This window comes from Pseudomonadota bacterium (assembly GCA_039033415.1).
Lineage (GTDB): Bacteria > Pseudomonadota > Gammaproteobacteria > Xanthomonadales > SZUA-38 > JANQOZ01.
Genome location: JBCCCR010000054.1, coordinates 1 through 18,457, shown reverse-complemented (window position 1 = coordinate 18,457; position 18,457 = coordinate 1). Strand labels below are relative to the sequence as shown.

Below are 18,457 nucleotides of genomic sequence, written 5' to 3'. Positions count from 1 at the left end.
CCGAAACGCTACACAAGCAGGTCCTGCAAAACCTGTCGCTCAACCTGCGGGGCATCATCTCCCAGCGTCTGGTGATGACCAAAGAGGGCAAGCGCCGGGCAGCGGTCGAGATTTTGGTAAACACGCCGATGATCCGAGACATGATCCGCCGCGGCGAGATTGCCGATCTCAAGGAAGCGATGGAAAAATCCCTGGACGCCGGGATGCAGACCTTCGACCAGGCGCTTTACGAGCTCTACAACCAGGGCGTCATCGAGCTCGACGAGGCGCTGCAGAAGGCCGACTCGCGCGACGGCCTCCAGCTCAAGGTGAAATTCAACGAAGGTGGACAGGCGCCCGAGGCAACCTTCTCCGACGATCTCTACGATCCGTCAAGCTTTTGATCAAATAATAAAGGACGCTAGCGTGCAAACCACATACCTGACGGAACAAGATCTCAACCTGCTGAAGGATCGTGGCAGCATCGTCAACTACACGCCGCAGCAGGTCATCCTGCAGCAGGACACCACGCCGGATCGTATTTACTACCTCCTCGACGGCAACGTTAAAGTAGACTTTTCCCGCGTCTACGGGACCGACGTGCTGGCCTACGTCGGGCCCGGCGAGTTTATCGGCGAGGTCTCCTTTCTAGACCAGGGTGAGTCCAGTGCATCCGTCACGGCAGTTCAGGCCGTGGAGATGCTCGAACTGTCTCGCGGTGACCTCGAGGAGCTGCTGGAAGCCGACCCATCGCTGGCCGCGCGTTTTTTCCACACGCTGGCCACCACGCTGGCCCGGCGCATCAGAGCCAGCAACTCACAATAACCTTCCAACTGCGACGTGGCGCGCCAGCGAGGATTCTCTGAGCTTCTAACCGACGCAGCCGGTGATGACCCAGCCGGCTACAGCCGCCGACGTTGGCTGACCGACACCATCCTGCTGGGCTCCGCCGCTGGCGGATGCCGGGCGCTTGGCCTGCTGCCCGCCAGCCTGCTGCCAGCCGCTGTCGCTCAAGCCAGCAGTGGCGCGCTTCTCGCCAGCCACCCCGAACTCGAAATTCTCAACGATCGCCCGATCAACGCCCAGACTCCGGCGCATCTGCTGGACGACAGCGTGACACCCGCAGCACGCATGTTTGTCCGCAACAACGGCATCCCGCCGGAAGACGTCGATCCGGCAGCCTGGCGGCTGACGATCGGCGGTGAGGCGGTCGAGCGCCCGACAACATTCTCGATTGCTGAACTCAGACAGCGGTTCCAGACACACACCTACCAGCTACAGATCGAGTGTGGCGGCAACGGCCGGGCCGAATTTCGGCCGCCGGCTCCCGGTAATCAGTGGACAACCGGCGCGGTTTCCTGCGCACGCTGGACCGGCGTGCGCGTGCGCGATGTGTTGGAACACTGCGGCATCAGCCCCTCGGCCCTCTATATCGGCTATCACGGCGCCGACCGACATTTGTCCGGTGATCCGAAGAAGGCGCCAATCTCCCGCGGTGTTCCGATGAGCAAAGCTCTGGAAGATGAGTCGCTGATCGCCTGGGCGATGAACGGGGAGCCGATCCACCCCCTCCACGGCGCGCCGCTCAGGCTCGTGCTCGGTGGCTGGCCCGGTTCGGTCAGCGGCAAATGGCTGACGGGCATCGACATCCGCGACCGCGTGCACGACGGCGCAAAAATGACCGGAACCGCCTACCGGGTTCCGTGCCGGCCGGTGGCGCCCGGAACGGTCGTGCCCGATGAATCGCTTTGCATCATCGAATCGATGCCCGTGAAGTCGCTGATCACCTCGCCGGCCAGCGGCGTCACGGTCGCCAGGTCAGAGACGCTGACGGTCCGCGGCCATGCCTGGGCCGGCGACCGGTCGGTCGCTGACGTCGCCATCAGCACCAACTTTGGCGCCACGTGGACGGCGGCCAAGCTGGCGCCGCCACCAAACCGCCTGGCTTGGCAACGCTTTGAAGCCAGCTTCCGTCTGCCGACGGAAGGCTATTACGAGGTATGGGCGCGCGCGACGGACACCGCATCGGTCAGCCAGCCGATGCTGGTGCCAGGCTGGAATCCGAAAGGTTATCTCAACAACGCCTGCCACCGGATAGCGGTTCAGGCGGTTTAGCGTTGGTGGTATCGACCCTTGGCCATTGGATGTCCCGCGCGCTGTTCGGCGGGATGCTGCTGGTTGGGCCTGGTCTCGTCGCGCAAGCGGATACACCCGTCGATCCCGACACCGGCCTCAAGGTTGCGCCCGGCTGGCAGCTCGTGCGCGCGCACTGCGGCGGATGCCATTCGCTGAAGCTGGTCACCGGCCAGCGGGGCAGCCGGGAGATGTGGCTCAGCACCATTCGCTGGATGCAGCAGAAGCAAAACCTGTGGCCGATACCCGAAGATCAGGAATCCCAGATTCTGGATTACCTGTCAGCCGAGTACGCTCCCGGGCAGTGGGGGCGACGTCCCCCGTTGCCGGCCTCGCTGCTGCCAACCGCACCGCCGCCGAAGCGCTGACGCCGTCAGCCGCCCTGCGGCTCCCCGTCCTGATATTTACGCAGGAGCTTGGCGGCTTCCTTCGTCAGGTAGTGATCTTCGCCATGGAGCGCTGTGCGCAGCGCCACCGCCTGCGCAGCGGCGCTGCTCGCGGCCTCCAGCTCCTGGCGATCGGCATGGACCAGCGCAACATGCAGATGAACCTGAGCGGTCACTTCACCCACTTCCCGGTGATCGATCGCGCCAAGGTCGGCCAGCAAGGCTTGGCTGTCCTCAAGGGCCTGCTCAAGATCCCCTCTTGCGTGGCGAATCCGGGCGACGGTGAGACGCAGCCGTAACCGCGTATCGCTGGAAGCCGGCTGACTGGCGTTAACGGTTTCCGCTTCACGAACCGCCGCCTCAGCCTCGTCGAGACGATCCGCCCTGAGATTAACCAGCGCCAGATTGCCGAGCGCCCGGCCCAGGCTAGGGTGTTCGGGTCCGAGGATGTCGCGTCGCAGCGCAATGGATCTTTCCATCAACGGCAGCGCCTCGTCGATCTCCTTGCGCTCGTACTTCAGGGTCGCCAGGTTGTTGTAGCTGTACATCAGGTTTGCGTCCGGTGAGCCCGGCCGCGACTCCTTCAGTCGAATGTCTTCGAGGTAGTAGGCTTCCGCCTGCTCGAGGTCCCCGAGCTGGTGGGTTGTCACGGCGAGATTGCCCACCACCATCGCCGGATCGTATTTGGGCGTCGAAGGATCTACCTCGTCGAGAATCGCCTGGGCCCGGTGCAGCGCCTCCGCGCTGGCGGCGTTTTCCTCGTACCAGCCCAGCACAACGCCGTAGTCGTTGAGCACGCTGGCCTGCAGCAGCTTAGGGGTGTCTGGCCCAAAGCCGGCGATGGCGAGGTCATACCAGCGTCTGGCTTCCGGAAGCTGGTCTTTTTCATGGGCCAGCCAGCCCAGGTTGGACTGGTTGAGAATGGTTGAGGGATGGCCAAGGCCGTGCGAGGCCAGATTTTTCTCGTAGGCCTCCGTCAGCTGCGGCTCAGCGAGGTCCAGCTTGCCCAGGTTCACCAGCGTCCAGCCGAGCGTCCGGCGCACCGCCGCCTCGACCTCCGGGTGGTCAACAAAGCGGTCACCAACCTGGTCGCCGGCGGTTTCCAGCACGTCCCGCACCGTGGGTGCCTGGGGCGCCTCGAAGGGGTCCCCCTGGGAAATCAGGTCGAGCAGAAACTCGCTGACGGCCTCCGCTTTGGCCGCTTCGCTCCGCGCGTCAGCAGCGGCCGCACTGGCCTTTCGAGCCTGACCAAACGCCAACAGCAGCCCTACGCCGAGTGCCGCCACGACCGCCCCGGTTGCGGCCAGGAATCCGCGGTTGCGAAGCAGAAACTTACCCAGCCGATAGCGCCGGCTGTTGCGGCGGGCCCGCACCGGTAGGCTGGAGAGAAAGCGCTCGATGTCCGCCGCCATCTCGAAGCTCGACCCGTAACGCAGCGCCGGCTCCTTGCGGAGCGCTTTCATGATGATGGCGTCCAGATCACCGCGCAGGTCCGCCGGACCGTGCTTGATATGCGTCGGAGCCGATTGGCGCAGGCTGCTGCTCGGCAGCGTCGGCTCATCCTCGCAGATGATCCGCTCCGCCTCGGCGGGCGTGAGCTGAGACACCTCATACGCCGCTCGGCCTCCGAGAAGCTGATAGAGCAGCAGGCCAAGCGAATAGATATCGCTCGCCAGCGTCACTGGCTCGCCACGCACCTGCTCGGGGCTTGCGTAGTCGGGCGTCATCGCGGAGGCGCCGGTCATGGTGTACGCGCCGGCGCTGGGTGCGTCGGTGTCCAGGACCTTGGCAATGCCAAAGTCCAGGAGTTTCACTTCGCCTGCATCGGTCACCATGACGTTGGACGGCTTCAGGTCACGATGAACCACCAGATTGGCATGCACCGCACCCATGGCGTCGAGCAGGTGCATAAACAGATCGAGCCGCTGCCGGAGAGACAGCCGGCGTTTTCGAACGTAATCGTTGAGCGGTTCGCCCTCGATGAACTCCATCACGAGATACGGCAAACCGTCGCTGGTGCTGCCACCGTCGAGAATGCCGGCGACGTTGTCGTGCTGAATATTGGCGAGCACCTGGCGCTCCACCTGAAACCGGGCGAGCAGCTGTTCCCGGATTAACTGCGGCGCCTGGAAGAGCTGGCCGCGGATCACCTTAAGCGCCGCACGCTGCTGGAAATCGCCGTCCTCGCGATGAACCCGGTATACCGATCCCATACCGCCTTCAGCCAGCAGCTCATCTACGCGCCAGGGTCCCAGCTTCTGCCCGACGAGATCGGCACCCGTTTTAATGCCGTGGTCCAGAAAGCTGTGCTCGCCCCCGTCAGCGTCCACCAGGCGATCGACGGCAGCCGCCAGCTCGGGCTGACCCAGCGTTTTCTGCGACAGCCAGGCGCGGCGGTTGGCGGTGGGTTGTTCTAGCGAGAGTTCAAAAAGGGCCAGCGCGGCCTGCGACACCGAACCGGCTTTGTCAGCCACTCGGGGCCTCCTGCAGGCGATCGATCAGCCACGCGCGCGCGGCGCGCCAGCGTCTTTTGACCGTCGCCGGTGAGATGTCCATGGCCAGCGCCGTGTCGTCGACATTGAGTCCGGCAAAAAACCGCAGCTCGACGACCCGAGAGAGCTCTTCGTCCACCTCACTGAGTTCGCTGAGCGCGGCATCGAGGCTAAGAATCTCAACGTCTTCAAACTGCGTCAGCGCTGCGCCGCCGGTCAGGGTGATCCGGCGACCCCAGTCGCGTTTGGCGGCGTTTCGGCGACGCGCCTGGTCGACCAGAATCTGTCGCATCACGCGACCCGCCAGACCGAGAAAATGATTTCGGCCCTGCCAATCGATGCTGTGGACGTCGACCAGGCGGAGGAAAGCTTCGTTGACTAGAGCGGTAGGTTGGAGCGAAACCGCGGCCTGCTCTCCGGCCAAAGCCCGCGATGCGACGGCGCGTAGGTCCGTGTAAAGCACGTTCATGAGCGCATTTCGGGCGGGCTCATCGCCGGCCCTCCAGGCTTTCAGCAAGTTGGTGACTTCCGCCTGAGACACGAAAAACCGCCGTTTTAGCAACGTGGGAGTATAACCGTCCCTCACGGCTCGCGTCGCGCCAGCAACAAAAATTTGCATGCCACGCTAAGGGGTTGGGGATGTCGCCTCCACAAAAAAAGCCGCGCTGAGCGCGGCTTTTTTGGAAACTTTTGATCTGGCCTGATACTTGGCCTGATTTTTGGCCTAATACTTGTGTCGACAGCGTGGAAGCCATTGGTTTTCGCACAGCGATCGGAGCTCGCGCTTGTGCCGCGTCGTCGCCGCGTATCGGCCTTTGCGCTTAGAAACGTCCTCGAGGACCGTAATGCAATCGTCGCGCAAGGCCGGCTTGTCGTCGTCGCCTTCGGGCATACAGACCTGCATCGGTTCAGCGACGCTGGGGCTGTCAGTAACTTTGATGACGGCAGGCTGATCGGCTTCGGATTTGGGCTCAGCCCAGACGAGGGTGGTTAGACACAGCGCCAGCGCTGCGCAAACCGTTCGGGAACAAAACTTTGCCATCATTAATGCCCTCATCCCTACTACTTAACATCGATACTACGCCAAACTTCGTAGGTGGTCCAGCCCAGGATTTGAATAACTGGGACAATAAATGAGCGCCCTGGTCAATCAGTTGACGGGCTGTACCTCAAACACCACACCGTCGACGCCGACCACCATCACTTTCTCGCCCGAACCCAGATCCGGTCCAGAAACTCGCCAGCTGGTGTCGTCCACCTTGACCTTCCCCACGCCGTTCACGATCGGCTCGTCGAGCGTGAATACCCGCCCCACGTACTGCTCGCCGCGCCGGTTGAGCTTCGGCTGATCGGTTGGCGCCGGCTGGCGCTTCCGATAGCTCAACCACGACAGGATGCTGAGGACCGAGAAAACCGAAAATGAGACCCACTGAATCTCCCAGCTCATGGGCAGGAAAAACAGCAGGATTCCGGTGGCTGCCGCGGCGAGGCCCAGCCACAGAAAAAAGCTGGCGGGCGCCATCAGCTCGATGATCAGCAGCCCCAGGGCCAGAGCCAGCCAATGCCAGCTGTTTAGCGACTCCAGCAGTTCGATCACGGCTGCGGGTCGCCGGGCAGGAACGGATTACCGGGTCCCGACGGCCTGGGCGAGGTGTCGCTGTCATCCTCGTCTCCACCACCGCCGCCGCCCTCAGCGGCTGAGGCTTTGGCCAGCTCCATCACGCCGGCAACGGTGCCCAGTACGCCGGCCGTTTCCATCGGCAGCAGAATCATCTTCTGGTTTTTTGCAGTGCCGATTTCGCGCAAGGCCTCCACATACTTTTGCGCCACAAAATAGTTGACCGCCTGCACGTTGCCTTTGGCGATCGCCTGCGAAACCATGTGAGTTGCCTTGGCTTCCGCCTCCGCCAGGCGTTCCCTGGCTTCAGCGTCTCGAAACGCCGACTCTTTCCGACCTTCAGCTTCGAGCACCGCCGCGCGTTTTTCCCCTTCCGCCCGCAGCACTTCAGACTGTCGCTGGCCTTCAGCTTCCAGGACCGTCGCGCGCTTCTCCCGCTCCGCTTTCATCTGGCGAGCCATGGCGTTAACCAGATCTCGCGGGGGCGTGATGTCTTTGATCTCGATCCGCGTCACCTTGATGCCCCAGGGGGTGGTGGCCTCATCGACGACGCCCAGCAAGCGCGCGTTGATTTCGTCACGCTTGGACAGGCTCTCGTCCAGATCCATTGCGCCGAGCACCGTCCGGATGTTGGTCATTACCAGATTCAGCACCGCGTGCTCCAGCTGGTTAACCTCATAGGCCGCTTTGGCGGCGTCAAGCGCCTGAAAAAAGACCACACCGTCGACGGTGACCACCGCGTTATCGCGGCTGATCACTTCCTGAGAGGGAACGTCGAGCACCCGTTCCATCATGTTGATCTTGTGGCCGATGGCGTCGACCCAGGGGATGATCAGGTGAAAGCCCGGAGTCAGGGTTCGGATGTAACGACCAAAGCGCTCGACGGTATATTCAAAACCCTGGGGCACCACGCGGGCACCCTTGATCACGGTGAGTACGGCAAACCCCACGAGCACGAGTACAAAGATGGTTGACGGTTCCACGTTCCGACCTCAGTTGCTGTCCCGCAGATAAGTATAGCTGTCCAGACTGTCATGCAGCAGATCCGCTGCGGCTGGGTCGTCTCCCGCCAGCGACGCAAAGCGCTCCTCTAGCCAATGACGCTGATAGCCCACCTCTCGCAGCACGTCCGCCGTACTGTCCCCCCTCGACCGAAGCGTCAACTCCGGCAGGCCGTTTTCCGACCGAACCTCACAGAGCTGAGTTCGTCCGAGCAGATTGTGGTTATCACCGAGAATGTCCTGATAGGCACCGACCAGAAAGACCGCCACCTGCCGTTCCTCACGCCGGCTAAAGTCGGGCAGCGGCAGCGTTGGCTCGATACCGCTTTCGGTGACGTAACGGCTGATCTGCCCGTCCGAATCGCAGGTCAGGTCGTGCAGCACCGAGGGATGTGTCGGCGCCTCATGGAGTCCGGTCAGAGGCATGATGGGGAACACCTGGCCGATCGCCCAAGCGTCGGGCATCGACCGGAAGACCGACAGATTGCAGAAACAGCGCTGGGCCAGCAGCGTCGCCAGCTCGTCAGCCAAACCGCGGGTTCGTCGGCTGTGGGGGTCCAGCTGTTTCACGACGTCACGGCAAAGCGCATAGAAAGTGCGGTCCAGGCGCGCGCGTTCAGCCAGCGACATGGCGCCGGCGGCAAAGGCGGCCTTGCCAGCAGCAAACAGGTGCTGCGCCTCCGAGAATCGTTCGCTAGGCGGCCCTTCAGCGGCGTCGACCAGGAGCTGTTGCACGCCGTCGGCGAACTCACTGCCGCGAGCTGGAGTCCCTCGCTCCGTGCCCGCGTCGGGCTTTGCCGGGTCGTCATCCAGCGAAGGCGGTTGCTCGCTGCGGATAACCTCGCTGACCAGTACCGCGTGGTGCGCGCTCAACGCGCGGCCGGCTTCGGTAATGATGTCGGGGTGAACCAGGCCGGCGGCGTCACAGGCCCGGGCGATGCCGCTGACCACCGCCGCCGCGTAGTGATCCATCCGATAATTCATGGAAAAGAACTCGCGCGAGGCCGCCCCTTCGTAGTCCACGCCGAGACCACCACCAACGTCCACCTGGCTGATGCGAATGCCGCGATGGTGCAGCTCCGTCAGATAACGGCCCAGCTCGTCGAGCGCCTCCTGGATATCCCGGATATTGGAGATCTGCGACCCCATGTGGAAATGAACCATCTGCAACCAGTGGCCCAAAGCATCAAGCGCTAGCATCTCCAGCAGCCGATCGATCTGCGCCGGACCGAGTCCGAACTTCGACCGCTCGCCGCCGCTGTTCTGCCAGTGGCCGCCCGCCACCGAAGCGAGTTTGAGCCGAACCCCAAGGGTTGGAGTCTGACCGGTTTCACGACACAGGCGGACCAGCACCGGCAGCTCGTCCAGCGACTCCAGCACGATGGTCACCCGGCGGCCGAGGCGCTGGCCGAGCAAGGCCAGCTGCAGATAGTCCGAATCTTTATAGCCGTTACAGATAATCAGATCGTTCGGCGCGCTGACCGCCAGGGCGGCCAGCAGCTCTGCCTTACTGCCGGTTTCAACGCCCAGCCCTGAGCCCGTCGTCAGCTCCTGGACCAGCGACTGATGCTGATTGACCTTAATCGGATAAACGGGGGTATATCGGCCGGCGTAACCCTGGCCGTCGATCTGCGTCTGAAACGCGTTCTGGAGCTGGGCCGCGCGGGTGTGCGCCAGCTGGGGAAAGGTCAACAGCAGCGGCAGCGAGGCGCTGTGCTGGTCACGGGCCAGGCTGACGAGCTGCGACAGCACCAGCGGTCTCTCGGCAGGGCCTAGTGGGTAGACGAGCGCATCACCCTCGGGACTGATGCCAAACAGGCCCTCCGACCACTCCGGCACGCTGTACAGCCTGGCCGAGCGTGCCGCGCTCCAGGGTTGCTCAGCTCCCCGCAATCGTCAGATCGCCTACCAGGATCGAGCCGCAGCGGGTGCCCGCCCTTTCGTCCAGGTCGCTGCCCAGCGCCTGCACGCCGGCAAAAATATCCTTCAGGTTGCCCGCGATGGTCACGCCTTCCACGGCGTGCTCAATTTCGCCGTTTTCTACCCAGAAGCCAGCGGCGCCGCGCGAGTAGTCGCCGGTGGTCACACTCACGCCCTGCCCCATCATTTCGGTCACGATCAGGCCGCGACCCATATCCTTTATCAGGTCATCAAAAGACCGGGCACCGGGACGCAGCGTGAGGTTGTGCACGCCGCCAGCGTTGCCGGTGGTGGTCAGCCCCAGCTTGCGGGCCGAGTAGCTACCCAGCACAAAGCCGCGCAGGACACCGTCCGCGACAATTTCCCGCTGCTGGCAGGCCACACCCTCGCCGTCAAAACTGCTCGATCGCAGGCCCCGGGTCAACAGGGGCAGCTCCTCGATGGTGACAAAATCGGGAAAAAGCTGCTGATCGAGCTGGTCGCGCAGAAACGACGACCCGCGATAGAGGTTACCGCCGCTGATCGCCGAGACCAGGTGGCCGAGCAGCGTCCGCGCGGTCTCCGGCACAAACAGCACGGGGGCGCGGGTGGTTGCAATCGGGCGTGCCCCGCAGCGTGCCGAGGCGCGCTGCGCCGCCTTCCGGCCGACCGTAGCGGCGTCCGCCAGGTCGCCAACGTGGCGGCGGGTGTCATACCAGTAGTCCCGTTGCATCGAATCACCGTCGCGGGCCAGCACGAGGCAGCTCAGCGAGTGGCGGGTCGAACGCCGCTGACCGACAAAACCGTGGCTGTTGGCGTACAGTGATACCGCGCTGCCGGTCGCCGTGCTCGCACCTTCGGAGTTATCGATTCGATCGTCAGCCGCCAGCGCAACCGCCTCGGTTTCCGTAGCCAGCTCAATCGCGTCCTCGGGGCTGATATCCCAAGGGGACCAGAGATCCAGGTCGGGATGGTCAGTCGCCATGAGGTCAGCATCCGCCAGGCCGTGGCAGGTGTCTTCCTGCGTGACGCGCGCGATGGTGCAGGCCTGATCGAGCGACCGCTTCAACGACTGATCGCTCAGATCAGCGCTTGAAGCGCTCCCCTTTCGCTGGCCAAAATACACGGTCAGGTTGAGCCCCCGATCCTGGCTATATTCCAGCGTTTCGACCTCACCCATCCGCACGGTGGCGGAGATGCCCAGATAGTTGCTGGCACTCACCTCAGCGCCGTCAGCGCCGGCGGCCTTGGCGCCGGCTAGCACCTGCTGGGCAATTTCCTGCAGACGATCCAGCTGATCGACGGACCAGGCGTCTTTACCCTCTGAAGGACTGTCGCTATGCTTTTTTTCTTCTTTCATGGCGGTTTCTAATTGTTATGCCTGACGAGCTTCCGGTCAGTAAATCTCAGCGCAAGCGCGAGGCGGCGGCCATGTTTGAGCTGGCCGGCCGACTGGTGGAGATGGCTCCGGCCGAACTGGACAGCTTGAGCCTGGAACCGGCGCTCGTCGAGCTGGTGAAAAAGGTGCGGGGCATCACGCGTTTTGTCGCGCGCAAGCGCGAGCTGATGTTTTTGGCCAAGCAGCTCCGGCGGGAGGATCGCGGTGAGCTTCTCGCGGAGCTGGCGGCGGCTGAGCAGCCGCAGCAGACCGAGCGCGCCCAGCTCCATCGGCTGGAAGGCTGGCGTGACTATCTGCTCGCGGGTGGGCGGGCGGCCATCAATGAGTTGAGCAGCCATCAGGCGAGCATCGATCGCCCTAAGCTGTCGAGTCTGGTGAAAAAAGCCCTGCTGGAGCGCGAGCGGCAGCAGCCGCCGGCGTCGGCCCGCCTGCTGTTTCGGGCCCTGCGCGAGATCGACCAGCAAACGCCGCTGCCCGCGCCGCCGACAGTATCTGTCGACCCGGCCGGGTCGGAGGAGAGCGAGTGCTGACCGGGCGCCAGCCCGGTTCCAGCTCGCCTTAACCGGCGTGCTGCACACCCGCGGGCGCGCCGCCCGTGCCTGCGTCATCAGGCCTGGGTGCCGCCGACGGTCATGCCGTCGATGCGCAGCGTCGGCTGACCCACGCCCACCGGCACGCTCTGGCCGTTCTTGCCGCAAACGCCAACGCCAGCGTCGAGCTCCAGATCGTTGCCCACCATGCTGACTCGCGTCAGTGCTTCCGGCCCGTTGCCGATCAGGGTTGCGCCTTTGACCGGTGCCCCGACCTTGCCGTCTTCGATCAGGTAGGCTTCGCTTGCTGAAAACACGAACTGGCCCGAGGTGATATCCACCTGGCCGCCGCCAAAATTCACCGCGTAAAGCCCGCGCTTCACCGACTTCAAAATTTCCTCGGGATCACTTTCGCCGGGCAGCATGTAGGTGTTAGTCATACGCGGCATGGGGAGGTGGGCAAACGACTCGCGCCGACCGTTGCCGGTACTGGCGGTGCCCATCAGACGGCTGTTCATTTTGTCCTGCATGTAGCCGGTCAGCCGGCCGTTTTCGATCAGCACCGTACGCTGGCTGGCGACACCTTCGTCGTCGACGGTGAGCGAACCGCGTCGATCGGCGATGGTGCCATCATCCACCACGGTGCACAGCTCGCTGGCCACCATTTCACCCATGCGCCCGCTGAAGGCTGAGGTCCCTTTGCGGTTGAAGTCGCCCTCCAGGCCATGCCCGATCGCCTCGTGCAGCAGCACGCCGGGCCAGCCCGGCCCGAGCACAACCGTCATGGAGCCGGCGGGCGCGTCGACCGCGTCGAGGTTCACCAGCGCCTGGCGGACCGCCTGGCTCGCCGCCCGCCGCGCGTTGTCCTCGGTGAGCAGCTCCTGATAGGTGTAGCGACCGCCGCAGCCGAAAGTCCCGGTTTCTCGCCGTTCGCCGCTGGCGGCGATGACCTGCACGTTGAGCCTGACCAGGGGCCGGACGTCGCCGGCCAGCGTGCCGTCGCTGGCCGCCACCAGCACCACGTCATGCGTGGCGGCGACGCTGACAATCACCTGCTGAACCCGGCTGTCCTCCGCTCGGGCCAGCGTGTCGATCTTCTGAAGCCAGGCGATCTTGTCTTCGTTGGGCAAGCTGTCCAGCGGGTCGGTCGGCACGTAGAGTGTCGGACTCGTCTGCGCCTGCCACGCCTGGGTAACGCCGCTTCGACCGCCGCGGGCGATCGCCCGGGCCGCCTCGCTGGCGCTTGTCAACGCAGGCAGTACCAGCTCGTCAGAGTAGGCAAAGCCAGTCTTTTCACCGGACATCGCGCGAGCGCCCGCGCCCTGCTCAATGTTGTGGTGGCCTTCCTTCACGATGCCGTCTTCGAGCACCCAGGACTCATGCCGAGAAAACTGAAAATAGAGATCCGCAGCGTCCACGGAGGGCGCCATCAGCGTCCCCAGCAGGGTTTCGAGATCACTTTCGTTGAGGCCGCCGGGCTGCAGGAGCTGCTGCCGGGCCAGTGCCAGAGAATCGGTCATGGAGGTAAGTTGTGTGTCTGCAGGCGTTATTTCAACAGATGCCCGCGGCGGAAGCGAATCGGCGTGGGGCGGCCCTCAGCCCGATTGGCGCTCGGCGTCACGGCGCAGCGCGCGGGCGGTTTCGAGCTCCAGACGCTCGTCGCTGGCCCCGATCAGCTCGACCACCGGCTCCTCGAAGCTGCCGGTCACGGAGTAGTGGAACTGAGAAATGGCGTCGATCTGGCGATCGAAAAGGTTCTGCAGCAGAAAGGCCGCCGCCGCACCGCCGGCACCACCCGCCAGTGCGCCGACCACCGGCAGCGTTGAGCCAACCTCCGGGATGACGGTAACCACCTGGTCGTAGCCCTGGCTGGCCAGGTCCGTTCGCCCCTTGATTTCGATATCCGCGGTCGGCCCTTCAATCGTCAGATTCTCGCTGAAGGCGCTGCCCCCTTCGAGACGGAAATTGCCTTCGATCGAGTCGAACGTCAGACCCGATTTGAATAGATCGGAGAAGTCGAGCGTCAGCCGCCGAGGGAGTGCCTGCAGGCTCATCAAGCCGAAGATTCGTCCCGCGCCAGGTTTCACTTCCACGATCTGGCCGTTGGAAATGTTGACGTCCATATCGCCGTTCAGGCTGTTCATCTCAAAGTCGGACAGCGCACCCGGCCAGTTGACGTCCAGGCGGACGATTGTCTGGCCACCTTCGATCAGGCGGCCGTAGCCGAAGGCTTCAAAGATGGCGCCGAGCTCATCACCGGTGATCGTCAGCCCGAACTGGCTGAGGCTGCTGCCGTCGACCTGCAGCCAGTCGCCGCTGGCGCTGATCGCCATGGTGTCTGACTGGGTTTCCAGATGGTCGATATGCATGCCGTCCCGCACGGGGTAGGACTCAAAGCTGACGCTGCCGTAAGGAACACCGTCGAAGCTCACGCTGCCGGCCACAAAGCGCAGCGGCGGAATGCGCGCCGGATCGATGCTGGGCGGACCCAGCGTCTGGCTGGACGGCGGCCATTCGAGGCGGTCCAGCTCGGCGAGCAACAGGCGTCGCCCGTCAGGATCCAGCGGCACGCGCAGCGTGCCTTCAACCTGGTCGCCCTTCATATGGAGCGTCCAGTAATCGTCATCCCGGGAGGTGCGCAGGGTCAGGTTCGTGAAGTCGCGGTAGGCAAAACGGAACTGGTCGATCGTCAGATCCATCGAGGTCAGCCAGCGCTGCTCATCATCCGGCAGGCCTTCACCGGCAAAGCCGGCAAGCAGATCCTGCCACTCATCGAGATCGATATAGTCGATGCGGCCCTCGATCAGCAGCCCGGGGTTGTTGTTCACGGCCGGATCGCCCGGGCCGAGGTGCAGCGTTCCACCCCAAGGCTGGCCTTCGATCGGCGGACGAAAACGCAGCTTGAGCAGGTCGGCGATGTCCAGGGCCAGGTTTCCGAACTCCGGCAGATCCACCCCCAGTTCCATCGGCAGGGCGTCTCCCGTAGGCTTGCTGAGCGGTGCCGGGAGCTGAACTTCACTGCCCTCAAGTAGAGACTTCACCGTCAGCCGAGGCGGCGCGCCGTCGCCGGTCAGCTCGCCGTCATTCTGAATCGCGAGATTGGCCACCCATTCGCACGCTTCGGGGATACGCTCGAGCAGCGGCGCAAGCTGTGGGATCTCAACGCTGAAAACACTGGCCGGCGCGGTTCCGGTGAGCCTCGCCTCTACCGCCAGCTCGGGGTTACTGACAAATTTGCCGGTCGCCAGGCTGAGCGATGACGCGAACCCCTCCCAAAGCGTGGACAGCTCTTCGGCCAGGAGACCCTGATGGGTGAACCGCACATCACCGCTCGTCTGCGCAAAGTCGACCTGCCAACGCTCGTTGGTGACGTCAGCGTCCACCAGCGTAAATTTGCCTTCGACCTCTTTGGCCGCAAGCCCGGCTTTGAGCGGCAGCTCAACGTGAGCGCTGGCGCGCGCTCGACCGTCCACCTCAAGCCCTTCGAGATAAGCCGAAAAAGTCTCGTACAGCGGGGACGCGGCCAGGAAAGACAGAAACTGCTGGCCGTCGCCGCTGGCCCGTGCGTCCAGCTCCATCCGCGGCTCACGATACTGCGGCAGTCGGAACAAGACATCGGTTACCGCAAGCTCCTGAAGCTGGCCCGATGGCGCTCGGGCCGCCATGCCGACGGAGTCAAAGGTGAGCGTGGCGGCCAGGTTCTCCGCGACAGGCCAGCCGGGATCAAAGTCCAGGCGGCCTTCCTCAACCATGGCCACCGCCTCGAAGCGACCCTCGCCGCCGCGAAACGGCCAGTCGTCGAGGTCACCGAACATCATGGCGCTGCCGCCGGTCACCTGGCCATCGAGCAACGCTCGATCGAGCCAGCCCAGCAGCTTGTCGTTGAATTTGTTCTGCGGCCAAAATCGTTTGGCTTCCGCGACCGCACCCTCGCTGACGACCAGCTTTAGATCGACAAACGGCAGCCCCGTATTGCCCAGCACCTCCATCCTCAGCGTCGCCCGCACGCTCTCGTTCCGGAAGGCGAGAGACTCGGCCACGAGACGCCAGCTTTCTCCCCAACGGAAGGTGACAGGACCTTCCAGCTCGCTGACCTCTAGCGGCCACCGCAACACCTCGGGAATCGACAGGGTCATCTCGCTCGCTGGCGAAGGTTCGAGCGTCAGCTGCTGCTCGGCAAACGATGCCGAAAAATCCAGGCCGCTGAAGCCGGGCGCCGCCCCGCGGGCTTGCCAGGACAGGTCGCTGACCTGGAAGGCCCCATGGATTTCCGGCCCGCCAGGCTGCTCAGTCGCATCGACGACATCCCTCTCGCTCGCGGCCGGAGCGAAGGTCAACATCAGATCGGAGACCTTACCGTTCGGAGAAGCGTCAGCGAGCTTTTCGCGCAGCGACTCCGGCACCGGCTGAAGCTTACTGAACAGCGTTGCCAGATCCGCTACCGGCAGCCAGTCTGCCGCAAGCGTCAGGCCCTGGTCAGATCGCCCCAGGGACAGGCCTGTGCTGGGCCAGGTGCCCGTGGCCGTTGTGAGATCGCCGTCGATCAGCTGTGCAACCCAGCCGCCGTCAGTGCGGCTGAAGCGCGCGCTGGCGTCCCGGAGATCCAGTGGCCAATCGTCGTTCCCCGCCAGCGCATCAGGCGCCGGCGCTTCGTCCGACCGCATCACTGGGCCAGGTGAAGGCAGCACCGGCGCAGACAGGGCGGGCAGCGCGTCACGCAGCGCCAGGCCTTCGAGGTTGCCGCGCCACTCAACGTCGGTAATGGCGCCGCCCGCGAAGCTGCCCCAGAGCTGACCGGTCAGCGCTCCGGAGGTAGCTATGACGCCCGCCACGGGCACACCCTGTTGCCATTGGGCGAGCGCTAGCCTGTCGATATCCAGGTATAGGCGACTGCCGGCCGCCGCACTCTCGACCACAAAGCTCAGACGTCCTGCGCCTTGCCCCTGCAGCTCATCACCGACCCGCGCCAGGTAGCCCGAGAGGCGAGTCGCTGACGCCGTCTGGCGAAGGTCCAATTCCAGCTCACCCAGATCAAGAGTCCAGCCGGCCCCCTCGTCCCGAACCCGCAGGTTCTGCGCTCTGAGCCCCATACCCTGGAGCAGGTCAAGGTCCGGCACGGGCCGATCGCTGCCGGTCGCGGGCAGCCCCATCAGCCCCCAAGCGCCCGTGGCGTCTCGGGTGACGACAACTTCCTCAACCAGAATTCGAAAATGGGCCAGGCCCGCACCCGGGCGCAGGAACGCCAGCGTGTCGACCGACACCTCTGCGTTGTCGATCCGGAGCCGTTCGGTCCCGCGACCAACGGTGATCCCAGCCAGATTCAGATGAGGCCCATACCCCTCCCAGCGCGCGGACAGGCTGTCGATCTGCACCGGTTGGCCGAGCTGCTGCTCGAGCCATTCGGCCACCCGGGGCGTCCAGCGATCGGCGTACGGCAGCAGCAGGCTGCCTAGACCAACCAGCACCGCCAGGCCGATCGCGCACATGGCAAACGCCGTCCACGCGATCGATTTGAGCTGGCTCAGGCGCCTTCGCCAGCCCGTGAGTGGCTGATCGGTGCTCAAAGCTGGCCGTGGGTGGCTAGGGGAAAAATGGAAAATCCTCCGTTAAATCAAAGGAGTGGATGTCAGGAGGGGCATTATGCCGGCTCCGGCTGGTGTCTATTGGACCGCTGAGCGCATGATATTGATGCAAAAACCCGCGATCATCAGGAATTTTCGAAGTATCCGCCCAAGTGTCCTGTTTGAAAAGTTCGCTGTATTTCAGCGCGTGTCCACAAGGCCCTGGGGCAAGGCGCGAGCCGCCGGCCAGGGTGGTTCCCTGGCCAAGGCTCGCAACGCCGCTCCAGGCCTTGTGGGACGCGCCCGAGGGGAGCCCCCTTGGGCACCAATAACCGCGTTGCATCGCTTGGCAAGGGCTACGGCCATTGCCGGCGCGATGCGCCTTGTTCTTGGCGCCCAACGGGGCTCTGAAACGCAGCGAACTTTTCAAACAGGACACTAGAAAAGGACGACGTCGAACTGTTCCTGGGTGTATTGGTCCTCGGACTGGAAGCGGATCGATTTCTGGATCCCATCCTCCAGCGCCTCGATGGTTGCGGATTCTTCCTCCAGGATTTTGTCGACGATCTGCGGGGCCGCCATGACCAGCAGTCGGTCCGCATCAAACTGGCGAACCGCTCGGGTTATCTCCCGAAATATCTCGTTACAGACGGTTTCTGCGGTCTTGACCCGGCCCTTGCCGTTACACATCGGACAGGGCTCACACAGCAAACGTTCCAGGCTTTCGCTGGTGCGCTTGCGCGTCATTTCCACCAGGCCCAGCGTCGATATTTCGGAAACAAAGTAGCGGGCGTGATCTTTGGCCAGCGCTTTGTTGAGCGTGCGAATAACCTGGTCGCGGTGCCCCTGCTCTTCCATATCGATGAAATCGATGATGATGATGCCGCCGAGATTGCGCAGGCGAAGCTGCCGCGCGATGGCCTGGGCCGCCTCCAGGTTGGTCTTGAAGATGGTCTCTTCCAGGTTTCGGTGCCCGACAAAGCCGCCGGTGTTGACGTCGATTGTGGTCATCGCCTCAGTCTGGTCAATGACCAGGTGGCCACCCGATTTCAACGACACCGTATTTTCGAGCGCGTTTGTGATGTCGTCCTCAACCCCGTAGAGATCGAAGATCGGCCGCTCGCTCTGGTAAAGCTCAATGCGGTTGGCTCGCTCGGGCATAAACTGCTGCACAAACTCGACGGTGCGAGAAAACGCCTCGGTTGAGTCGATGCGGACCCGATCAACCTCCGTGTTCATCATGTCGCGAAGCGCCCGAACCTCCAGCGAGAGATCTTCGTAGACACACTCGCCGGGTTTCGCGTCAGCGGAGCGCTGCTGGATCAAGTCCCACAGCTTATTCAGGTAGGCGAGATCCGCGCGGATCGCAAAGGTATCCATGCCCTCGGCATTGGTGCGAACGATGTAGCCGGTTTTGCTGTCATCGTCCCGAGCCGCCTCGACCATGCCCCGGAGCCGT

General features: G+C 63.7%; 15 protein-coding genes. 5 read left to right on the top strand and 10 right to left on the bottom strand.

All coding sequences use genetic code 11. The features are described from left to right. The 4 genes from AAF358_26255 to AAF358_26240 all read left to right on the top strand — a co-directional run. Positions 1 to 383 (top strand): type IV pili twitching motility protein PilT (locus AAF358_26255; GenBank protein MEM7709079.1); only part of this gene is annotated, 383 nt, incomplete at its 5' end. Positions 384 to 405: 22 nt separating this feature from the next. Then, the gene (locus AAF358_26250) at positions 406 to 804 is read left to right on the top strand and encodes a cyclic nucleotide-binding domain-containing protein (GenBank protein ID MEM7709078.1); all 399 of its coding nucleotides are present in this window, start codon (positions 406 to 408) and stop codon (positions 802 to 804) included. Positions 805 to 900: 96 nt separating this feature from the next. Then, on the top strand, positions 901 to 2,094 hold the full coding sequence (locus AAF358_26245) for a sulfite oxidase (GenBank protein ID MEM7709077.1): 1,194 nt from the start codon (positions 901 to 903) through the stop codon (positions 2,092 to 2,094). Between the two features lie 29 nt (positions 2,095 to 2,123). Further along, positions 2,124 to 2,480 carry a hypothetical protein gene (locus AAF358_26240; GenBank protein ID MEM7709076.1) on the top strand — a complete coding sequence of 119 codons (357 nt, stop codon included), beginning with the start codon at positions 2,124 to 2,126 and terminating at the stop codon, positions 2,478 to 2,480. Positions 2,481 to 2,485: 5 nt separating this feature from the next. Here AAF358_26240 and AAF358_26235 read toward each other — a convergent pair whose 3' ends face one another. The 7 genes from AAF358_26235 to pmbA form a co-directional block, all read right to left on the bottom strand. Continuing rightward, entirely contained in the window at positions 2,486 to 4,972 is a 2,487-nt protein-coding gene (locus AAF358_26235) for a serine/threonine-protein kinase (protein MEM7709075.1), read from the bottom strand. Next, positions 4,965 to 5,531, bottom strand: a complete 567-nt coding sequence (locus tag AAF358_26230; protein MEM7709074.1) for an ECF-type sigma factor — start codon at positions 5,529 to 5,531, stop codon at positions 4,965 to 4,967. The genes AAF358_26235 and AAF358_26230 overlap by 8 nt, the downstream gene beginning before the upstream one ends. 183 nt (positions 5,532 to 5,714) lie before the next feature. Next, on the bottom strand, positions 5,715 to 6,035 hold the full coding sequence (locus AAF358_26225; protein ID MEM7709073.1) for a hypothetical protein: 321 nt from the start codon (positions 6,033 to 6,035) through the stop codon (positions 5,715 to 5,717). A 105-nt stretch (positions 6,036 to 6,140) separates the two neighbouring features. Further along, on the bottom strand, positions 6,141 to 6,587 hold the full coding sequence (locus AAF358_26220) for an NfeD family protein (protein MEM7709072.1): 447 nt from the start codon (positions 6,585 to 6,587) through the stop codon (positions 6,141 to 6,143). Next, a complete protein-coding gene (locus tag AAF358_26215; protein MEM7709071.1) occupies positions 6,584 to 7,591 on the bottom strand; it encodes an SPFH domain-containing protein in 1,008 nt (335 codons plus the stop codon). The genes AAF358_26220 and AAF358_26215 overlap by 4 nt, the downstream gene beginning before the upstream one ends. A gap of 9 nt (positions 7,592 to 7,600) precedes the next feature. Further along, positions 7,601 to 9,502: a biosynthetic arginine decarboxylase gene (speA, locus tag AAF358_26210; protein ID MEM7709070.1), complete on the bottom strand. Its 1,902-nt coding sequence runs from the start codon at positions 9,500 to 9,502 to the stop codon at positions 7,601 to 7,603. Beyond that, positions 9,489 to 10,868, bottom strand: a complete 1,380-nt coding sequence (gene pmbA / locus AAF358_26205) for a metalloprotease PmbA (GenBank protein ID MEM7709069.1) — start codon at positions 10,866 to 10,868, stop codon at positions 9,489 to 9,491. Before pmbA ends, speA begins: the two co-directional genes overlap by 14 nt. Before the next feature lie 17 nt (positions 10,869 to 10,885). On the opposite strand from pmbA, the gene yjgA reads away from it, so the two are divergent. After that, on the top strand, positions 10,886 to 11,437 hold the full coding sequence (gene yjgA / locus AAF358_26200; GenBank protein ID MEM7709068.1) for a ribosome biogenesis factor YjgA: 552 nt from the start codon (positions 10,886 to 10,888) through the stop codon (positions 11,435 to 11,437). 77 nt (positions 11,438 to 11,514) lie between these two features. On the opposite strand, the gene tldD is transcribed toward yjgA, so the two are convergent. From tldD to AAF358_26185, 3 genes are all read right to left on the bottom strand, one after another. Next, positions 11,515 to 12,957 (bottom strand): metalloprotease TldD, encoded by a 1,443-nt coding sequence (tldD, locus tag AAF358_26195; GenBank protein ID MEM7709067.1) that lies wholly within the window; start codon positions 12,955 to 12,957, stop codon positions 11,515 to 11,517. Between the two features lie 75 nt (positions 12,958 to 13,032). Beyond that, on the bottom strand, positions 13,033 to 17,001 hold the full coding sequence (locus AAF358_26190; GenBank protein MEM7709066.1) for a YhdP family protein: 3,969 nt from the start codon (positions 16,999 to 17,001) through the stop codon (positions 13,033 to 13,035). A 435-nt stretch (positions 17,002 to 17,436) separates the two neighbouring features. Continuing rightward, on the bottom strand, positions 17,437 to 18,457 hold a 1,021-nt coding region (locus AAF358_26185), incomplete at its 5' end, for an Rne/Rng family ribonuclease (protein MEM7709065.1).

Coding starts and splice junctions, on each gene's coding strand:
- AAF358_26240 (MEM7709076.1), top strand. CDS start 2,124: ATGTCCCGCGCGCTGTTCGGCGGGATGCTGCTGGTTGGGCCTGGTCTC.
- AAF358_26225 (MEM7709073.1), bottom strand. CDS start 6,035: ATGATGGCAAAGTTTTGTTCCCGAACGGTTTGCGCAGCGCTGGCGCTG.
- pmbA (MEM7709069.1), bottom strand. CDS start 10,868: ATGAAAGAAGAAAAAAAGCATAGCGACAGTCCTTCAGAGGGTAAAGAC.
- yjgA (MEM7709068.1), top strand. CDS start 10,886: ATGCCTGACGAGCTTCCGGTCAGTAAATCTCAGCGCAAGCGCGAGGCG.
- tldD (MEM7709067.1), bottom strand. CDS start 12,957: ATGACCGATTCTCTGGCACTGGCCCGGCAGCAGCTCCTGCAGCCCGGC.